General features: G+C 40.1%; 18 protein-coding genes. 13 read left to right on the top strand and 5 right to left on the bottom strand.

Annotation, left to right across the window (positions count from 1 at the left end):
- Nucleotides 1-4: 4 nt before the first annotated feature.
- Both pcaU and EG365_RS18570 read right to left on the bottom strand, forming a co-directional pair.
- Nucleotides 5-817, bottom strand: coding sequence for an IclR family transcriptional regulator PcaU (pcaU, locus tag EG365_RS18575; protein ID WP_000030961.1), 813 nt, complete (start codon nucleotides 815-817; stop codon nucleotides 5-7).
- A gap of 42 nt (nucleotides 818-859) precedes the next feature.
- Complete coding sequence (locus tag EG365_RS18570) at nucleotides 860-1780, bottom strand: LysR family transcriptional regulator (protein WP_001059569.1); 921 nt, start codon at nucleotides 1778-1780, stop codon at nucleotides 860-862.
- 88 nt (nucleotides 1781-1868) lie between these two features.
- Between EG365_RS18570 and EG365_RS18565 the strand changes: the two genes are divergently transcribed.
- From EG365_RS18565 to EG365_RS18550, 4 genes are read left to right on the top strand one after another with little or no spacing between them, the layout of a single operon-like run.
- Nucleotides 1869-3110 (top strand): acyl-CoA dehydrogenase family protein, encoded by a 1242-nt coding sequence (locus EG365_RS18565; protein ID WP_000462463.1) that lies wholly within the window; start codon nucleotides 1869-1871, stop codon nucleotides 3108-3110.
- Nucleotides 3111-3127: 17 nt separating this feature from the next.
- Nucleotides 3128-4249: a phosphotransferase family protein gene (locus EG365_RS18560; RefSeq protein ID WP_000110882.1), complete on the top strand. Its 1122-nt coding sequence runs from the start codon at nucleotides 3128-3130 to the stop codon at nucleotides 4247-4249.
- A complete protein-coding gene (locus tag EG365_RS18555; RefSeq protein ID WP_000208322.1) occupies nucleotides 4246-4944 on the top strand; it encodes a histidine phosphatase family protein in 699 nt (232 codons plus the stop codon). The genes EG365_RS18560 and EG365_RS18555 overlap by 4 nt, the downstream gene beginning before the upstream one ends.
- A 15-nt stretch (nucleotides 4945-4959) precedes the next feature.
- The gene (locus EG365_RS18550; RefSeq protein ID WP_001140456.1) at nucleotides 4960-5703 is read left to right on the top strand and encodes an SDR family oxidoreductase; all 744 of its coding nucleotides are present in this window, start codon (nucleotides 4960-4962) and stop codon (nucleotides 5701-5703) included.
- A gap of 35 nt (nucleotides 5704-5738) precedes the next feature.
- On the opposite strand, the gene EG365_RS18545 is transcribed toward EG365_RS18550, so the two are convergent.
- The 3 genes from EG365_RS18545 to EG365_RS18535 all read right to left on the bottom strand — a co-directional run bounded on the left by EG365_RS18545 (nucleotide 5739) and on the right by EG365_RS18535 (nucleotide 9341).
- A complete protein-coding gene (locus EG365_RS18545) occupies nucleotides 5739-6995 on the bottom strand; it encodes an OprD family outer membrane porin (RefSeq protein ID WP_000418541.1) in 1257 nt (418 codons plus the stop codon).
- A gap of 116 nt (nucleotides 6996-7111) precedes the next feature.
- Nucleotides 7112-8461, bottom strand: a complete 1350-nt coding sequence (locus tag EG365_RS18540) for a spinster family MFS transporter (protein ID WP_001076617.1) — start codon at nucleotides 8459-8461, stop codon at nucleotides 7112-7114.
- A gap of 412 nt (nucleotides 8462-8873) precedes the next feature.
- Nucleotides 8874-9341, bottom strand: a complete 468-nt coding sequence (locus EG365_RS18535; RefSeq protein ID WP_000884019.1) for a MarR family winged helix-turn-helix transcriptional regulator — start codon at nucleotides 9339-9341, stop codon at nucleotides 8874-8876.
- A 149-nt stretch (nucleotides 9342-9490) separates the two neighbouring features.
- Here EG365_RS18535 and EG365_RS18530 point away from each other — a divergent pair, with 149 nt between their 5' ends.
- From EG365_RS18530 to EG365_RS18490, 9 genes are read left to right on the top strand one after another with little or no spacing between them, the layout of a single operon-like run.
- Nucleotides 9491-10600 (top strand): amidase, encoded by a 1110-nt coding sequence (locus EG365_RS18530; protein ID WP_001021606.1) that lies wholly within the window; start codon nucleotides 9491-9493, stop codon nucleotides 10598-10600.
- A 36-nt stretch (nucleotides 10601-10636) separates the two neighbouring features.
- A complete protein-coding gene (locus EG365_RS18525; RefSeq protein WP_060706136.1) occupies nucleotides 10637-11785 on the top strand; it encodes an acyl-CoA dehydrogenase family protein in 1149 nt (382 codons plus the stop codon).
- 28 nt (nucleotides 11786-11813) lie between these two features.
- A complete protein-coding gene (locus EG365_RS18520; RefSeq protein WP_000387550.1) occupies nucleotides 11814-12173 on the top strand; it encodes a hypothetical protein in 360 nt (119 codons plus the stop codon).
- A gap of 10 nt (nucleotides 12174-12183) precedes the next feature.
- Entirely contained in the window at nucleotides 12184-12711 is a 528-nt protein-coding gene (locus tag EG365_RS18515) for a nuclear transport factor 2 family protein (protein WP_000130492.1), read from the top strand.
- Nucleotides 12712-12740: 29 nt separating this feature from the next.
- The gene (locus tag EG365_RS18510; RefSeq protein WP_001084467.1) at nucleotides 12741-14018 is read left to right on the top strand and encodes an aromatic ring-hydroxylating oxygenase subunit alpha; all 1278 of its coding nucleotides are present in this window, start codon (nucleotides 12741-12743) and stop codon (nucleotides 14016-14018) included.
- A 10-nt stretch (nucleotides 14019-14028) separates the two neighbouring features.
- Nucleotides 14029-14514 carry an aromatic-ring-hydroxylating dioxygenase subunit beta gene (locus tag EG365_RS18505; protein ID WP_001056936.1) on the top strand — a complete coding sequence of 162 codons (486 nt, stop codon included), beginning with the start codon at nucleotides 14029-14031 and terminating at the stop codon, nucleotides 14512-14514.
- A 10-nt stretch (nucleotides 14515-14524) separates the two neighbouring features.
- On the top strand, nucleotides 14525-15262 hold the full coding sequence (locus EG365_RS18500; protein WP_000815900.1) for an SDR family NAD(P)-dependent oxidoreductase: 738 nt from the start codon (nucleotides 14525-14527) through the stop codon (nucleotides 15260-15262).
- Nucleotides 15263-15296: 34 nt separating this feature from the next.
- The gene (locus EG365_RS18495) at nucleotides 15297-16250 is read left to right on the top strand and encodes a PDR/VanB family oxidoreductase (RefSeq protein ID WP_000210288.1); all 954 of its coding nucleotides are present in this window, start codon (nucleotides 15297-15299) and stop codon (nucleotides 16248-16250) included.
- Between the two features lie 45 nt (nucleotides 16251-16295).
- Nucleotides 16296-17252: a p-hydroxyphenylacetate 3-hydroxylase reductase component gene (locus EG365_RS18490; RefSeq protein ID WP_001989499.1), complete on the top strand. Its 957-nt coding sequence runs from the start codon at nucleotides 16296-16298 to the stop codon at nucleotides 17250-17252.
- Nucleotides 17253-17356 lie beyond the last annotated feature (104 nt).

Raw genomic sequence — 17356 nt, 5'->3', positions numbered from 1 at the left:
ATATTTAGAGAACTTGTCTTAAATCCCGCGCAGTCTCTTGCAATAGCGGCAAAATATGTTGAATTAAATATTCTTCAGTTGTTCTCATGGTTGGAGAAACAATATTTAAGGCAGCAACTACTTTAAAGTCTTGTCCATAAATCGGTACGGCGAGCGCATGAACACCTAATTCATGCTCTTCACGTGAATAACACCAATCTTGTTCTCGGATTTCTTTGAGTAACTCTAAAAATTTATCATTTTCGACATGCGTATATTTAGTTAAACGCTGAAGCGGATATTTTTGGAGCCAGTCCAATTGTTCTTCTTGGCTTAAATGTGCCAGTAAAATTTTACCCGCCGAGGTTGCATGAGCAGGTAAGCGGTTACCCAAATGCAAACCATATGGATTTACGCGGTCGGTTTGTTGATGCGCGGCACTACGGGCAATCGTAATGGCTTCATAACCATCAAGTACCATCACCGAATAAATGAGAGAGGTTTGGTTAGTTAGAAGATTTAATAAAGGTTGAGATACTTTTGGAAGCTGAGCTGCACCTAAATAAGCTCCTGAAAATTTGAGTACTTTAGGGGTTAAATAGTAATAGTGGCCATCTGATTCAAGATACCCTAAATATTCTAAAGTTAATAAATGGCGTCTTGCTGCCGCTCGGGTAAGCCCAGTTTTTTCAGCAGCCATAGAAATGTTTAAACGATGTTGATTACTACTAAAGCTATCTAAAATCGCCATGCCTTTACCGATGCCAGCAATGTAATCTTCATGACGAATCGTTTTTTTGTTGTCCTGATTCTGGATTATCCGTTCATCTTTACTCATTACTGGTCCTTGTACGATAGAAGCTTAATAGATCAATTCGCTTTACTGAAAAAGTTTAATAATTTCATGTCGCAAAAATTGATGTCTTAAATTATCCCTTAAATCTTCGTGCCAAAACATACCCATTTTAATATTGGTCATCTCAAAAGGTAGAGAATGTAACCGAATCTCAGGACTATAAGATAAATGCTGCAAAATCATACGGGGCATGGTAAGTATTGCGTCGGCTTGGGCTCCCAAAACTTGTAACGCCGTTGAGTAGTTTTGACAGCGCATAAATACATTTCTTGAAATTTTTTGGTGTTGGTTTAAATAAATATCTTCAAGTAAAGCGCCCGTACGGCGTGATGAAACACCAATGTGCCGTCCACTGATATAACTAGCTAAATCGACTTCTTTAAGTTGGCTGCAAATAACGAACTCATCTGTGACCAAATGATCAAAGGTAATTTTTGGAGATAAGTATTGTTCTAGATCAATCACGAAATCGAGCTGCTGTGTCGCTAAGTCTGCCATAATATGTTTTCGATCTAGCTTCATACTGACAAACTGCAAATCTAAATTAAGATTTTGAAAATGTTGAGCCAATCTTGGAAGAATAATTGGCTCAATTTCATCATGCACGGCGATTTTTAAGCTTTTTAAACTGGTTGGGTCGAACACATGTCTCTGTTGGCTAATATTTTGAATGGTTAAAAGTGCTTGCTTAACAGTTGGATAAATCTGTTCTGCAAAAGGCGTTGCAGACATTTTATTGCCTACACGTATAAATACTTCATCTTCTAGTTGTTGACGTAATCGTTGCAAAGCATGACTTGCTGCCGATTGCGTAATATTGAGACTACTTGCCGCATTTGAAATACTTTTTTGCTCATAAATCGCGATAAAAAGCGGATATAAATTAATATCAATTCGGTGAAAAAAACTTAAGTCTAGACCATGTAGGTTATGAATATTATTCATGATGCATTATTTAATAAAATCATTTCATTCATATTAAGTTTCAAGTTATGTTGATGTAAAGACCAGATAATGATGTAAAGGAAAAAGAATGTTTGAACTCTCAAAAAAAGCTCAGGATTTTGCTGAGCGAACTAAAAAATTTATTCAAGAAGAAATAGAACCTGTCGAAGCAAAATTTTGGGAAGAAGTTCATGAGTTAAATCCAGATGGAAACTGGAAAAAATGGCAGTGGCCCGAGCTTTTAGAAACTCTAAAATCTAAAGCTAAACAGGCAGGCCTTTGGAATATGTTTTTACCCGATGAAAAGCTAGGTGCAGGGTTATCAGTTCAAGAATATGCACATATTGCTGAATTGACTGGTCGTAGTTTATTGGCGCCCACGGTTTTTAACTGTAATGCACCAGATACGGGAAATATGGAAGTGTTATGGCGCTATGGCAGTGAACAGCAAAAACAACAATGGTTAGAGCCTTTATTGGATGGAAAAATTCGCTCTGTTTTTTGCATGACTGAACCAGATGTTGCATCAAGTGATGCCACCAATATGCAAGCGACCGCACTCATTGACGGTAATGAAATTGTTTTAAATGGCAAAAAATGGTGGTCGTCTGGTTTAGGTGACCCAAATGCTAAAGTCATTATTTTTATGGCCCATACTCCAGATGAAACTAAAGACCGCCATTATCAACACTCTATGGTTTTAGTACCGATTGATACGGCGGGTGTAGAAATTCAACGGATGTTACCTGTGTTTGGTGACTATGATGCGCCACATGGACACGGTGAGGTTCACTTTAATAATGTTCGAGTGCCTATTGAAAACTTTATTGGTGGAGCGGGTCAAGGTTTTGAAATTGCACAAGGTCGTTTAGGGCCGGGGCGTATTCATCATTGTATGCGCTGTATCGGAGCTGCTGAAAAAGCACTAGAGCTTATGATTGATAGAGGCATGTCTAGAACGGCGTTTGGCAAAGAAATTCTAAAACTCGGCGGAAACCTAGAGCGTGTAGCCGATGCGCGGGTAGCCATAGATCAAGCCAGACTTTTAACCTTGTATGCTGCTTATAAAATGGATACTTTAGGAAATATGGCCGCTTTAACAGAAATATCTGCAATTAAAGTGGTCGCTCCAAGCGTATTAGAAAAAGTAGTCGATATGGCGATTCAGCTACATGGCGGTGCGGGCGTTTCAAGAGATACACCATTAACAGGTTTCTTTGCTCAAGCACGCAGTTTACGTTTAGCTGATGGTCCAGATGAAGTACATAAAGGCATGATTGCCAAATTAGAGTTGGCCAAACGTGGTTATGGTCGTCATAAGAAAGTATAAGTTTAAAGGAAGTGAATATGTCGGTAATTGATGTAGGCGGTGAAGTACGTGAAGGTGAAGAGCTTGATATTGGGGCAGTTGAGAACTGGTTAAAAAACCAAGGTGTTGAGTTGGTTGGTCCAGCAGTCGTTACTCAATATACGGGCGGGGCGTCGAATTGGACTTATCGTTTAAAATATGAAAATACCGATTTAATTTTGCGACGTCCCCCAAAAGGAACAAAAGCGAAGTCAGCCCACGATATGGCCCGTGAATATATGGTGCAGAAAAATCTTGCCCCTTATTATCCAGTGCTTCCTAAAATGGTTGCACTTTGTCAGGATGAATCGGTCATTGGCTGTGATTTTTATGTCATGGAACGCATTGAAGGCATTATTCCTCGTGCAAAATTACCGCCTGAGCTTGGTTTTAATGAAGATGATGTTCATGAGCTTTGTGTAAACGTTATTGATAAGTTGATCGAGCTACATCAAGTTCCTTATGAGAACACGCCTTTAGCTGAACTAGGTAAAGGTACAGGATATTGCCGTAGACAAGTTGAAGGTTGGGATAAACGCTATGAAAAAGTCCGCACAATCAACGTTCCTTCATTTAAATATGTTCGAAAATGGCTAAACGATAATATCCCTCAAGATTCTACAACTTGTATTATTCACAATGATTGGCGTTTTGATAACGTGATTTTAGATCCAGAACATCCAACTGAAGTGATTGGAGTGCTGGATTGGGAAATGGCGACTTTGGGTGATCCTTTAATGGATTTAGGTAGTGCTTTGGCCTATTGGGTTGAGCCTACGGATAATATGATTTTTAGATCGACACGTCGTCAGCCTACTCACTTAAAGGGAATGTTCTCTCGCAAAGAAGTTGTTGACTATTATTTGCAAAAAACTGGTCTGGAGCCTCAAAACTGGACTTTTTATGAAGTGTTTGGTGTATTCCGTTTAGCAGTGATTGCCCAGCAAATCTATTACCGTTATTACCATAAACAAACAAGAAACCCTGCTTTTAAAGATTTCTGGATAGTGATTCATGCACTACATATCAGAGCTTTAAAACTTATCGCCCAGCAAAAATTGCAAGAATCGGAATTTGCTCAGCAATCTCTACAGAAAATACAGGGTATTTTAAGAAGATGACCACAATTTATCTGGTAAGACATGGTCAGGCATCATTTGGTAAAAGTAATTATGATGAGTTGTCTGAAAATGGTGAAGCTCAGGCGACTTTGTTAGGCCAATATTTTAAGCAAATATTGAAAGAACAACCTTATGTGGTTGCAGGAACCATGCAGCGCCACGAGCAAACTGCAAAGCTCGCACTCAATGAATGCTTTCCAGATGCGGTGATTCATCATAATAATTTATGGAATGAGTTTAATCATCAGCAGGTTTTTGCCCGTTATGAGCCGCGTTTTGAACAGCCTGAACTGTTAAAAGCCGATGTCGCAAAAGAGCATAACCCTCGCGCGTATCTTGCCAAAATCTTTGAAGGTGCGATTGAACGATGGACCGACGGCGATTTTCATCATGAATATGATGAGTCTTGGCCACACTTTAAAGAAAGAGTCGAAACGGCACTACAGCAACTTTGTGATGAGTTAGCAAAAAACAAACCTCGTTATGCAGTCGTTTTTACCTCGGGTGGTGTGATTTCGGTAGCAATTGGCAAGCTGCTTGAACTGAGCCCTAATCGAACTTTTGCTTTGAATTGGGCAATTACCAATACAAGCCTCACGACTTTACGTTTAGTTGGAAATGAAGCTCAGGTTTTAAGTTTAAATGAACACCATTTTATAAAAGCTGAACGTCCCGATTTACTGACATGGATTTAAAATAAGGATAAAAGCATGGCAAAGACAATTTTAATTACAGGTGCAAGTTCTGGTTTAGGCGCAGGTATGGCGCATGAATTTGCAGCGAAAGGTTATAACTTGGCGATTTGTGCACGCCGTTTAGACCGATTAGAGACTTTAAAAACCGAACTAGAAAATCAGTACGGTATTAAGGTGATTGCAAAAAGTCTGGACGTTACCAATTACGATCAGGTTTTTGAAGTTTTTCGTGCCTTTAAACAAGAATTTGGCTATTTAGACCGTATTATTGTAAATGCCGGAGTCGGAAATGGTCGCCGTATTGGTAAAGGTAATTTTGAAATTAACAGAGCTACGGCCGAAACAAACTTTATCTCTGCTTTAGCACAGTGTGAGGCAGCGATTGAAATTTTTAGAGCGCAAAATGCAGGTCATTTGGTGGTGATGTCATCCATGAGTGCGATGCGTGGGTTACCAAAACATTTATCGACCTATGCGGCGAGTAAAGCTGCAGTTGCTCACTTGGCCGAGGGTATTCGTGCTGAATTACTAGATACTCCAATTAAAGTCTCAACCATTTTCCCAGGTTACATCCGAACTGAAATGAATGAAGGTGCTAAACATCTACCTTTTGAAGTCGACGCCAAAACAGGGTGTAAAGCTTTAGTCAAAGCGATCGAAAAACAACCTGTAAAAGCTTATGTACCGCAGTGGCCGTGGTTACCAATGAGTATTGCCATGAAGGTTTTACCTTTGAGATTGGTTAATAAATTAGGATAAAAAATTACCCCCTAAAATTAGGGGGTAATTTTTATTTAGAATTTTTTGGTGTAATTGACGAATAAACGGTCTTCGCCAAAGTCATTGCCGTGTTTAACGTTGTAGTCAATACGAATATATTGCAGGGCAAAGCCTTTTAAGAGCGGCTGCTGAAATGTATAGTTTAAAATCACATTAGACTCAGTTTCGTGGTTTTTCTCACCATTAGCTGCTTTAAAGTCATGACCGTAAACATATTTCACCATTGCGTTTAAGCCCGGAACGTAATCTTTAAAGTCATAGCCATACATGACATGGTAGGACTTTTCATCTTCTTTGAAAAAGCCTGTGGCATTCCAGTTAATGAAATAAGTTTCTGGTAAGAAGCCATCTGGTAGCGGGTAAGCCGACTCACCAATAATTTGTTGGTAACCCAAACCAAAGGTATGGTTTTTTATTTTAACTGTTTCAAGTAAACCAATGTTCTGGGCATCAATATCAAAGGTATTGCCGTCATCTTTCGCATTAAAGTATTTAAATTTGGAGGTCAGGGCAAAAGTTGGTTGTTTCCACGTATGCTCAAGCCCTACATAGTGTTTATTGTAGAGATCTTCTAAATTACCAAAATAGTATTCGCCCTTCAAAGACGGCGTAAACTGATAGCGCAGGTCAATATAATTTAAGCCATCAGATTCTTTGGTCATTCCATTTGCTGTGAACGAAAACTTTTTAAAATCTTCTTCATTTCGTGGCGAGACTTTTTCCACACGGCCAATTTCTGCGTAAAGTTGATCTGAAAGTTGTGATTTAAGATTGGTTCCCCAATACGAGGTGAGTAACTGGCGGCTAGCATCAACCGCCGTTACAGGTAAATCTAGCCAGAGTTCACCAACACTTAAAAGTGTTTTGTCATAACCTATTTTTAAAGTCGCGCCGTATTTTAGATAGTCAGATGCTTGAGATTGCGTTTCTTTATTAAAAGGCAAAACAGTATCTGCGACATGTTTGTCTGAACTCAAACGTACGGCGTATTGAACGGAAGCGTCAGCTCCAATCGTAATAGGTTTATCTGCTATGACTAGTGGAGTGTCATGCATTTTCGATTTATAAAATAAAGATGCTGCCTGAGACCAACTACCGGTATCTTTAAGGACGTCATTATCAAAATCACGATTGATATAGGCATTTTTTAAAGTGAATTTCCACTCATCTTCAGTTTGCTGATTTGGATTTGCAGCCCAAGAACTGCTGCACATAATAAATAAAGTGGCAACAGCTAAAGTGTGTGGTTTAAAACGGTGAAATAATTCCATAATCCATTTCCAAGATATATGCCAGTCCTCGGCATTACGTATTGTGAAATATTGGTGTGGTGTTCCCTAAATTGTTTAAAGGGAACTCCTGTTTTTATAAGTGGCTGTTGCTTCAATTAATGTAATTTTTCAAGCTTCATGCTTTCACTAAAGGATTTACAGCCTTTAAAAAGTAGAGCCAAAGCCAGTACACAGGACAAACCACCCACAATAGATAAAGAAGAACCCACCATTAATGGATTGCCAAAAAACTTATCTGTAATAATTGCGACTAATGTTGTACCAACACCTAGTCCAATTAAGTTACTTACCAAAAGGAATAGGGCAGAAAGGCGTGCTCTAAATTGGTTCGGTGCTAACATTTGCAATGCTGTTGCTGAAATCACAAGTGGGAAGGAGGCAAAGAACATTGCAGGAATGAGCAAAGTTACTGAAAGCCAGAGTTGATCTGTTTGGGTAAAAAATGCAATTGGAATAATCAGGCCAACAATACCAATCACACCCGTGAACATCGGTGCATCTTGGCGTCCTTTTTTAATAAACCAGTCGTTTAGCCATCCTGCACAAAACACGCCTAAAGTATTTGCAACTAGCAATATAGTGCCGAGCATATAGCCTGTTTCAGTCGGCGCGAGTTGAAACTTACGAATATAAAATGCTGGTGTCCAACTAGTCAGACTGTAGAGTGCCATTGCATAAAAGGTAAAACCTAAATAGTGACAAGCAAATGTTTTTGCATGTTTCTTGATAAACTGAAGGCACTGCGTGAATTTAACTTGGTCAACTTGTCCGCTTTGGTTGAGCTGCTGTCCTTTACGTGCAGGATCTTTAACTGTCAAAATAAATAGCAAACCAATAATAATGCCGGGTAACCCCACCACTAAAAAGGCAATTTGCCATGCCTTGAGTGCACCTAATAAAGGAACTTCAATGAGTGTCACGCCTTTAAGCAGGTTAATCACGTAACCGCCAACTAAAAAGGCGATACCTCCACCTAAGAAAGCACCAATTGAATAGATCCCGACCGCGCGGCCTAGTTTGTCTTTACTGAACATGTCACTAAACATTGAATAGGCCGCTGGAGATAAAGCTGCTTCACCAACGCCCACAGCCATACGGCTTAGGAATAGTTGAATAAAGTTTTTACTTAAACCGCAAGTTGCTGTTGCTAAGCTCCAGACAATAATCCCGATTGAAATCAATTTTGGTCGGGAAAAACGGTCGGCAATATAGGCTAATGGTAAGCCCATCACAGCGTAGAATAGTGAAAAGGCAAGGCCATGTAACAAGCTAAATTGAGTATCTGAAAGTTGAAGGTCTGCTTTGATGGGTTCAATCATCAACGCTAGAATTTGACGGTCAATAAATGAAAAAATATAGGCCAACATACAAAGTATGACCACATACCATGCATATGCATTGGTTTTCTTTTGTGTCCTTTCAACAGCGATATTACTTTGGTTCATACACTTAATCCTTATGTATAAAACGCTTTAAAGAAATTGATCTCTAGCTTCTATTCATCCTCAAAATTTTTGATACGTCCCCATTTGAAATGAATAATGAAACGGCTAGAAATGATTGAATTTGGTTTGGTAAGGGGCCTTGGAGAAGGTGACTTAACACAAACGGAAATAGTAATGCTGACTAAATTATTGAATTATTATTTTCTTTTTATATGTAAAATTCCATTACTTGTTGAGTATGTTTAGATACCTAAAAAGTATGTTAAGTGAGCTATTGGGAGGGTTTAACTGTTATAAATATTTGAATTTAATAAATTTTATTATTTATATTGGATTTTTTATAGTGAGCAGCTAAAGAAAGACTAGCTTTAACTGCTCTAGAGCCAAGTTAATTTAGTGTCGATGGAAATAATTAACTTGATGGCATGAGATCAAATAATTTTTTTAACTGATGATTTAGATTATGCAGTTCATCTTCTGAAAAAGCATTGAGGATCCCCGCTAAGGTAACCACACTAATTTGGTTAATCTGTTCAACCAGCTCAACACCTTTGGCCGTTAATTTCACCATCGAAATCCGTTCATCAGCGGTAGAAGAGTAGACTTCCACAATTCCATCTTCTACCAAACGATATACAGCCTTTGTTGCTGTGGTGAGTTTTAAAGTAGAAAGATTGGCAATGTCAGTGATACTGGCTTCCCCAAGCGCATTAGTGCTTAAAATAATTTTGCGGCGAGTATTATCAATGCCAAGTTTCTTTATAGATTTTTCAATAAGTTGTGAATATTTACCATTAACTTGGGAAATCCAAAAAAAGGGGAAGTTTTGAATACTCGACGGTTCTTTATTGGGAAGAAATTGTTCTAAATGATCAAGCATAGCTAAGCAATAACTTAGTAAAAAAAGGGTAATTCTATTATAAACAAAATTTTGCATATTTCCTTGAACACACATTAGAAAAATTACTTGACAATTCCATTAAATTTTCTGATATTTTAATTAATGGATAAAAATACATGGAAAAGTGAATGAATATTATTAGCCAAAGTGTGCAAAAAGGAAGCGGCAAACTTAAGGTGATGGTGAAGGACACAATTGATATTCAAGGACTAAAAACCATTGCTGGCAGTAAAGCTTTATTAGAAGTTGAACCTGCGCACGATGATGCAGAGGTGGTTAAAAACATCTTAAAAGCTGATTGCGAAATTATTGGCAAGACAAATTTGCACGAATTGGCTTTTGGAATTACGGGCATTAACCATGCTTTTGGTACACCTATCAATCCTAAATATCCTGAACTTATTCCGGGCGGCTCTTCAAGTGGTTCAGCCGCGGCAGTTGCAGCAAAACAAGCTGACTTTACTCTAGGCACCGACACGGGCGGCTCTATCCGTATGCCCGCTGCGTGCTGCGGAGTTTTTGGTTTAAAACCGACTTTTGGTCGGGTAAGTCGCGAAGGCGTATACCCGCCGTCAAGTTCTTTGGATTGCGTTGGTCCTTTTGCAAATTCAGTCGAGATGATTGAAAAAGCTATGCAAATTATTGATCCAACTTTTAAGCCGGCTGAATGCACTCGTACACCAAAACTTGCGCTGCTCAATGTCAAAGCAGATGAGGTTGTTTGGAACTGTATTTATCAAGCACTTCAAAAAGCGAATTTAGAGACCGTTTTAGAAAAAGTTGAACATTTTGAAGCAGCTTATGATGCAGGCATGCAGATTATTAACTATGAAAACTGGCAAGCTTTTGGTGAGTTAACCCAAACAGGCTTAATTGGTTCTGATGTAAATAATCGTTTATTAAAAGCAGCCCAAACCACTTTAGAGCAAGTAAAACAAGCAGAAGTTGTGAAAGCACAACTGACAGAGGAACTCGATGCTTTATTAGAAAAATATGACGCATTGGTTCTGCCGACACTTCCACAAATTCCACCAAAAGTTTCTGAAGCTGAAAACACGGTCGCTTTTTTGAACCTAACCGGTTTAGTTCGACCATTTAATTTATCAGGCCATCCAGCTATTTCAGTGCCACTTGAAACCAGTGAAGGTTTGCCTGTGGGCTTACAGATCGTATCAAAGCATCAAAAAGATGAGCAATTATGTGCAATAGCTAAATTTTGTGTTGATGCAATGCAATAAATTACAAGGAGTTAGATGATGAATAAGTTGTCTAAAATGGAGTTTGCTTCTCAAGACAAAGCAGTTGACTTAGATGCTTTGTGCCAAGAAATTCGTGAGCGTGCCTGTGCAGGTGAATTTGATAATCAGGCCTATGTGAGCCAAGACATTATCGAAAAACTTAAAAAAATTGGTGTTTATCGTGCCTTAGTGCCTAAACGTTTTGGTGGTGAAGAATGGTCACCGCGGCAGTTTTGTGAGTTGATCGAAACTTTATCTAAAGCTGACGGTTCAGTGGGTTGGGTGGCAAGTTTCGGTATGAGCCCCGCGTATTTAGGAAGTTTGCCGGAAGAAACGCTTAAAGAGTTATACCAAAACGGGCCAGATGTCGTATTTGCCGGAGGTATTTTTCCGCCGCAGCCTGCCGAAATTACCGATGAAGGTGTGGTGGTGCGCGGACGCTGGAAATTCTCAAGTGGTTGTATGGGCGCTGACATTGTTGGCGTGGGAATTTCACCCCTTAAAAATAATGAAATGCAAGGTTTACCACGCATGGCAGTGATGCCTGCCAACAAAGCCAAAATCGAAATGACATGGGACACTGTTGGCCTAAAAGGTACCGGAAGCCATGATTTGGTGGTTGAAGATGTATTGGTCGAAAAGAAATGGACCTTTGTACGTGGCGAACCTTCAAAACTCAGCGAGCCATTTTTTAAATATCCATCACTGTCTTTAGCGACTCAAGTATTAACCGTGGTGGGTATTGGGGTTGCAGCTGCCGCATTAGAAGAATTTGAAAAATTAGCACCGGGTAAAGCATCTATTACGGGTGGATCAGAAATTGCAAACCGCCCAGTGACTCAATATGAGTTTGCTCAAGCTGATGCAGAGTTTCAGGCGGCAAAGTCTTGGTTTTATCAAACCATGGATATTGTGTGGAATGAGATTATTGCTGGTCGTGAAGCAACTGCTGAACAAATTAGTGATATGCGTTTGGCATGTACCCATGCAGCGCGAGTTTGCGCCAAAGTCACCCGAAAAATGCAAATGCTTGCGGGTATGACAGCGATTTATACCAACAATCCATTTAGCCGTTTTGTAAATGACACCAACGTGGTGACCCAACATGCCTTTATGGGTGATGCAACTTTACAAAATGCAGGTTTAGTCAGTTTCGGATTAAAGCCAACCCCAGGTTATCTATAAGTTTAAATTTTGAAAAAGGAATATTGAGATGGAAGCTAAAAAACCATTACGCGTGTTGTTTTGCATGGGTATTAACCAGAACTTTTTTGATGCAGAACCTGCTGAAGCAAAAGCGGTTTGGGCAGCATTTGGTGAAATGTGGAATGGCATTCATGACCTACCTGGTGTGCATGTTTTTGGGAATCTTGATGATGACCAAAGCATGGTGGGTGCAAGTACGGGCTGGCCTTGGACCACTTATTTGCTTGCAGATGTTCCGGATATTGAGACAGTACATGCAGCTTGTAACTTGTTTAGAACGACCGTGGTGGGTGAAGGGCCATACAAACTTTGGAAATATTGCAAAGTTGAAGCTCGTGTTGGGCGTGAATTGATTATTCAACGTTAGGGCGACCGCAATGACTGACAAAGTGAATATTGCAGAAATTATAGAACTGCTAGAACGGTTGGAAGCACACAATGCTATCCGTAACTGCATAAATCGTTATATGGAAATCTGCGACGAGCTCAATGCAAATACAGATCTTTATGAGTTGATGAATCTTTTTGATCAAGACTGTATTTGGGAAGGTATTGGCGATAAATATTCCAAATCTTTTGGTCGTTATGATTCTTGGCAGTCGATTTATGACATGTTCAAACGCTATACACAAAAAGAATCTCACTTTGTCATGAATGCACACTTTGTAAATTCAGAACAAATTTATGTAAATCAAAATGATGCAAATGCTTTATGGCTGATGTTGCAAACCTCAACTTTTCAAGATGGCCGTAGTCATCTAAATGCAGCAAAGCTCAAGGTGAAGTTTCAGAAGCAAGCAGATGGAACATGGAAAATTAAACATTTCCAAACACAGAATATTTTCAGTCGTCCGGTATCGCATTGGCACAGTGAAGCCGAGTTGCCGGTACCTTCCCAGGAATGACCCAGGACATATTTAAAAGGACTATTGATATGAACAGTATTATCCCAACGCATAACATTGGCATTGATTACGATGCTTTAGTTAAAAGTGACCGTGCCCATACTTCTCTTTATAAAGATGAACGCATTTTTGATGAAGAAATGGAAAAAATCTTTTATAGCACTTGGGTGTGGGTTGCGCATGCTAGCGAAATTCCAGAAGCCGGAAGCTATAAAACCATTAATATCGGTAAACAGCCTGTTGTAGTGGTGCGTGACCGTAAAAAGAAAGTCCATGTACTTTTAAACCGTTGCCGTCACCGCGCAGCAACCGTATGTGAACATAAAAAAGGAAAAACTAACAGTTTTGTATGCCCGTACCACGGTTGGAGCTATGCACTTGATGGCAGTTTACGTGGTGTGCCATCTCCGGAAAGTTACGGCGATTGTTTAGATAAGTCAGAATTACCGCTGGTGAGTCTACGGGTAGAAGAATATAACGGCATGATCTTCGCTTCATTTAAAGAAGACATTCAACCGCTTGAAGAGTTTCTTGGGCCTGCGAAAAAATGGATTGACCTGTTTATGAAACAAGGCGCAGGTTATCCAATTAAAGTGTTGGGTGAACACCGTTTCCGTTTCCCGGGTAACTGGAAAATCCAGCTTGAAAATACCACCGATGCATATCACTTCCCGTTGGTACATAAGTCATTCTTAAGTTCTGTAGATGAAAAAACCGAAGAACTCTTTAACTTCGAAAACCAGCCGGGCTTTGTTGAAGACTTAGGTAATGGTCACAGTGTCATGGTGATGATTCCTGAACTGGTCAATTTAGAAGAAGACTTAATGGAGCGACCAATTCAAGAGCGTTTCGAAGACTTGGCTCAAGCTTTGCGTGACGAAGGGCATGAAGAGTTAGAAGTACGCCGTATTGTTCGAGCAGTGGGTGGTTCTGGCTTTAACTTAAATTTATTTCCGAATATTGCATGCTCAATGGCGTTCTTCCGTGTGTTACAGCCAATTTCAGTTGCTGAAACAGAAATTCATCACTCGGTGATTACCATGGACGGCGGTCCACAAATTGCCAATCAATATCGCTTACGTTTGCATGAACATTTCCAAGGCCCATTTGGTTTTGGTACGCCAGATGACTCTGAAGCTTGGGAACGCGTGCAACACGGTGCCAATGCGGGTAATGATTTATGGATCATGTTGAACCGCGGTTTACCGGGCGAAGTCAAAACCGAAGATGGCTTAAAAAGTGATGTCAGTGCTGAAACAGGTATGCGTGCAGCATATCAGCAGTGGAAAAAGATGATGACAGCTTAAGGAGAGAGCAATGAATATGAATCTGCAATTATTAAATGAAGTCACTGCTTTCATCTGGGCTGAAGCAGATATGTTAGACCACAGTGAATACCGTGAATGGCTCAATTTATGGAATGAAAAGGGCATTTATATCATTCCGATTGACCCGAATCTCACAGACTACGAAAACAACTTAAATTATGCCTATGACGATAATCATATGCGTAAGTTACGGGTAGAGCGTCTTGAAAATGGTGAGGCAATTTCTACGGCACCAAAGGCGAATACGGTACGCAGCATTTCGCGAGTACGAGTGATTCAAGATCAAGATGATGAAATCGTTTTACGCTGTGCTCAAAATTTACGTGAATTCCGTAAAGAAAACCTCAAGCATTACACGGCAGATATTACGTACCATCTAACCCGTGATGCCGATACTGGCTTTAAGATTAACCGTAAAATCATCAACTTGGTTAACTCAACCGATACCTTGGCTGGTATTAGCTACATTCTTTAGGAGCGGTAACATGAAACAGGTTGTTTTAGTGACAGGTGCTGCTTCTGGACTCGGTAATGTGATTGCTGAATATTTTGCGAGCCAAGGTCATCAAGTGATTTTGTCAGCCAGTACGCTTGAAAAAGCCGAAAATGCTAAGGCACAAAGTCAGTATGCCCAAAATATATTTCCTTTAAAGCTGGATATTTCGGTCGAGGCAGATTTTCATGCAGCGGTGCAATGGATTGAAGAGAAATTTTCTAAACTTGATGTGTTAATTAACAATGCCACCGTCACCAAAGCAACGCCTGTATTAGAAATTACCGCAGCCGATTTTGATTGGGTGACCCAAGTTAACCAACGCGGCACCTTTCAGGCTTGTCAAATTATTGGTCAATACATGGCCAAAAAAGGTTATGGACGCATCATTAATATGGCGTCTTTAGCGGGACAAAACGGCGGTACTGCAACGGGTGCACACTACGCGGCAACCAAAGGGGCCATTGTGACGTTAACCAAAATTTTTGCCAAAGAGTTTGCGGCAAAAGGTGTTACGGTCAATGCGATTGCACCGGGACCGATGGAGTCACCGATCGTTCATAGTGTGGTGCCAGACGAAAAAATGGAACAGTTCATCCAGAATATTCCGGTTAAAGCCTTAGGAAGTATGCATTTTATTGCTGAAACTTGTGGGTTGCTTGCGAGTCCAAATGCGAGTTTTGTGACTGGTGCAACATGGGATATTAACGGTGGTTTATTCATGCGCTAAGCCACAAGCTTAGGCATGAAAAGGGAGTTAAATCATGACTACACTTTATGATGTTGTCGTTAAAAATCGCCATGTGGAAGGTGGAAATATTGCAGTTATGGAGTTTGAATCTGCAACTTCTGCTGCATTACCAAAGGTTGAACCCGGTGCACATATTGATGTGCACTTACCGAATGGTATGGTGCGCCAATATTCGCTTTGCCAAAATCCAAATGACGAAGGAAAGTTTCGCCTTGGAATCTTACGTGACCCTGAATCACGTGGTGGCTCGATTTCTGCATTTGATGAAATTAAAGATGGGATGCAAATTCAGGTCAGTGAGCCGAAAAACTTATTCCCACTTTTAAAAGCCAAGCACAGTGTGTTGATTGGCGGTGGAATCGGGATTACGCCGTTAATTACGATGGCATATCAACTTGCACATGAAGGTGCATCATTTGAGCTTCACTACTGTGGTGCTAGCCCTGAAAAATGTGCTTTTGTTGATGAAATTAAAAATGGTGTGTTAGCACAATACACAACTTTCCATTTTAAATCCGAAGGTGCAAGTCACAGAGCATTTTTTGAATCTGCCATTAAAGATATTGATCCTGAAAGTCATATTTATACCTGTGGTCCAGTCGGTTTCATGGATTGGGTGATTAATCTCGCCACAACTCACGATTTTCCTGAGCAGCAAATCCACAAAGAGTATTTCCAAGTCGAAACTGACACCTCGGGAGATTCATTTGAGGTGGTGGCTGAGCGTAGCGGAAAAATCATTATGGTCGAAGCTGGCGAAACCATTTTGCAGGCTTTGGCTAAAGAAGGCATCGAGATTGAGATGTCTTGCGAGCAAGGCGTATGTGGAACCTGCATGTGCGATGTGATTGAAGGCGAACCTGATCATCGAGATGTTTATTTTACTGACGAAGAAAAGGCCAGCAATGAGCAAATATTAGTGTGCTGTTCACGCTCTAAAACACCGAGATTAGTTTTAGATATCTAATGCTCTCGCGATTTATATGGATGTAAGAGAAGGTTTAGGAGAAAGATGATGAATGTATTACAACAAATAGATGAGTTTACGGTCGATCCACTACAGTTTCGACGAGCATTAGGAAATTTTGCAACAGGCGTTACCATTGTGACTGCACAAAATGCACAAGGTGAGAAAGTCGGTGTAACCGCAAATAGTTTTAACTCGGTATCACTCGATCCACCACTTATTTTGTGGAGCATTGATAAAAAGTCTTCAAGCTTTTCCGTGTTTGAAGAAGCGACACATTTTGCAGTCAATATTTTATCGGGTACGCAAATTGAGCTGTCTAATAGGTTTTCGAGACGCAATATTGATAAATTTACCGACACCAATTTTCAACTTGGCGCAGGACGCGCACCTATTTTAGAAAATTGTTCTGCGGTGTTTGAGTGCGAACGTTATCAAGTGATCGAAGGGGGTGACCACTGGATTATTATTGGTAAAGTGGTTCGTTTCCATGACCAAGGCCGAAGCCCGCTGGTTTACCATCAAGGTGCATATTCTTGTGTCATGCCGCATCCAAGCCTTCAAGTTAAGCAAACTGAACAGAGCAGCGTAGACCAAACACATTATGGGCACTTATATAATAATGTCTGCTACTTAATGAGTCGTGCTTTTAAAGCTTATCAAACCGACTATATTCCTAAGCAAATGGCTTCGGGTTTCCGGACAAGTGAATCACGTCTTTTGCTCGTTTTGGCCAGTGGTACTGCCTCAAGTAAAGAAGATTTACCGCGAGATATTGCTATGCCAATGCAAGAAGTTGAAAGGTCGGCTGAAATTCTAAAATTTGAAGGATTATTGGTCGATCACGATAATTTGTACGCCCTGACCGAGAAAGGCAAACAAACGGCGCAGTATTTATTTGATATTGCCGATAGCCATCAAAATGAGGTGTTTAAAAAATATTCTGATGAGCAAAAGGATATTTTTATTACCATGCTGCGAGATTTTGCGGGAGTAGCATAAGCCCCATTAAGCTGATAAATTGAATTGATTTATCAGCTTCTTTACATCTAGCTGACTATCATCAAAACAATTCCACGGATAAGGAATTTTTGGCACACAATTTG

The sequence above is a fragment of the Acinetobacter sp. FDAARGOS_494 genome (genome assembly GCF_003812225.1).
Classification (GTDB): Bacteria; Pseudomonadota; Gammaproteobacteria; order Pseudomonadales; family Moraxellaceae; genus Acinetobacter; species Acinetobacter baumannii.
The sequence above is the reverse complement of the archived record's forward strand: the minus strand, read 5'-3'. Positions and strand labels throughout refer to the sequence as shown.

Coding starts and splice junctions, on each gene's coding strand:
- EG365_RS18490 (WP_001989499.1), top strand. CDS start 16,296: ATGATGAATGTATTACAACAAATAGATGAGTTTACGGTCGATCCACTA.
- EG365_RS18505 (WP_001056936.1), top strand. CDS start 14,029: ATGAATATGAATCTGCAATTATTAAATGAAGTCACTGCTTTCATCTGG.
- EG365_RS18540 (WP_001076617.1), bottom strand. CDS start 8,461: ATGAACCAAAGTAATATCGCTGTTGAAAGGACACAAAAGAAAACCAAT.
- EG365_RS18495 (WP_000210288.1), top strand. CDS start 15,297: ATGACTACACTTTATGATGTTGTCGTTAAAAATCGCCATGTGGAAGGT.
- EG365_RS18550 (WP_001140456.1), top strand. CDS start 4,960: ATGGCAAAGACAATTTTAATTACAGGTGCAAGTTCTGGTTTAGGCGCA.
- EG365_RS18510 (WP_001084467.1), top strand. CDS start 12,741: ATGAACAGTATTATCCCAACGCATAACATTGGCATTGATTACGATGCT.
- EG365_RS18500 (WP_000815900.1), top strand. CDS start 14,525: ATGAAACAGGTTGTTTTAGTGACAGGTGCTGCTTCTGGACTCGGTAAT.
- EG365_RS18565 (WP_000462463.1), top strand. CDS start 1,869: ATGTTTGAACTCTCAAAAAAAGCTCAGGATTTTGCTGAGCGAACTAAA.
- EG365_RS18545 (WP_000418541.1), bottom strand. CDS start 6,995: ATGGAATTATTTCACCGTTTTAAACCACACACTTTAGCTGTTGCCACT.
- EG365_RS18515 (WP_000130492.1), top strand. CDS start 12,184: ATGACTGACAAAGTGAATATTGCAGAAATTATAGAACTGCTAGAACGG.
- EG365_RS18555 (WP_000208322.1), top strand. CDS start 4,246: ATGACCACAATTTATCTGGTAAGACATGGTCAGGCATCATTTGGTAAA.
- EG365_RS18525 (WP_060706136.1), top strand. CDS start 10,637: ATGGAGTTTGCTTCTCAAGACAAAGCAGTTGACTTAGATGCTTTGTGC.
- pcaU (WP_000030961.1), bottom strand. CDS start 817: ATGAGTAAAGATGAACGGATAATCCAGAATCAGGACAACAAAAAAACG.
- EG365_RS18530 (WP_001021606.1), top strand. CDS start 9,491: ATGAATATTATTAGCCAAAGTGTGCAAAAAGGAAGCGGCAAACTTAAG.
- EG365_RS18560 (WP_000110882.1), top strand. CDS start 3,128: ATGTCGGTAATTGATGTAGGCGGTGAAGTACGTGAAGGTGAAGAGCTT.
- EG365_RS18570 (WP_001059569.1), bottom strand. CDS start 1,780: ATGAATAATATTCATAACCTACATGGTCTAGACTTAAGTTTTTTTCAC.
- EG365_RS18520 (WP_000387550.1), top strand. CDS start 11,814: ATGGAAGCTAAAAAACCATTACGCGTGTTGTTTTGCATGGGTATTAAC.
- EG365_RS18535 (WP_000884019.1), bottom strand. CDS start 9,341: ATGCTTGATCATTTAGAACAATTTCTTCCCAATAAAGAACCGTCGAGT.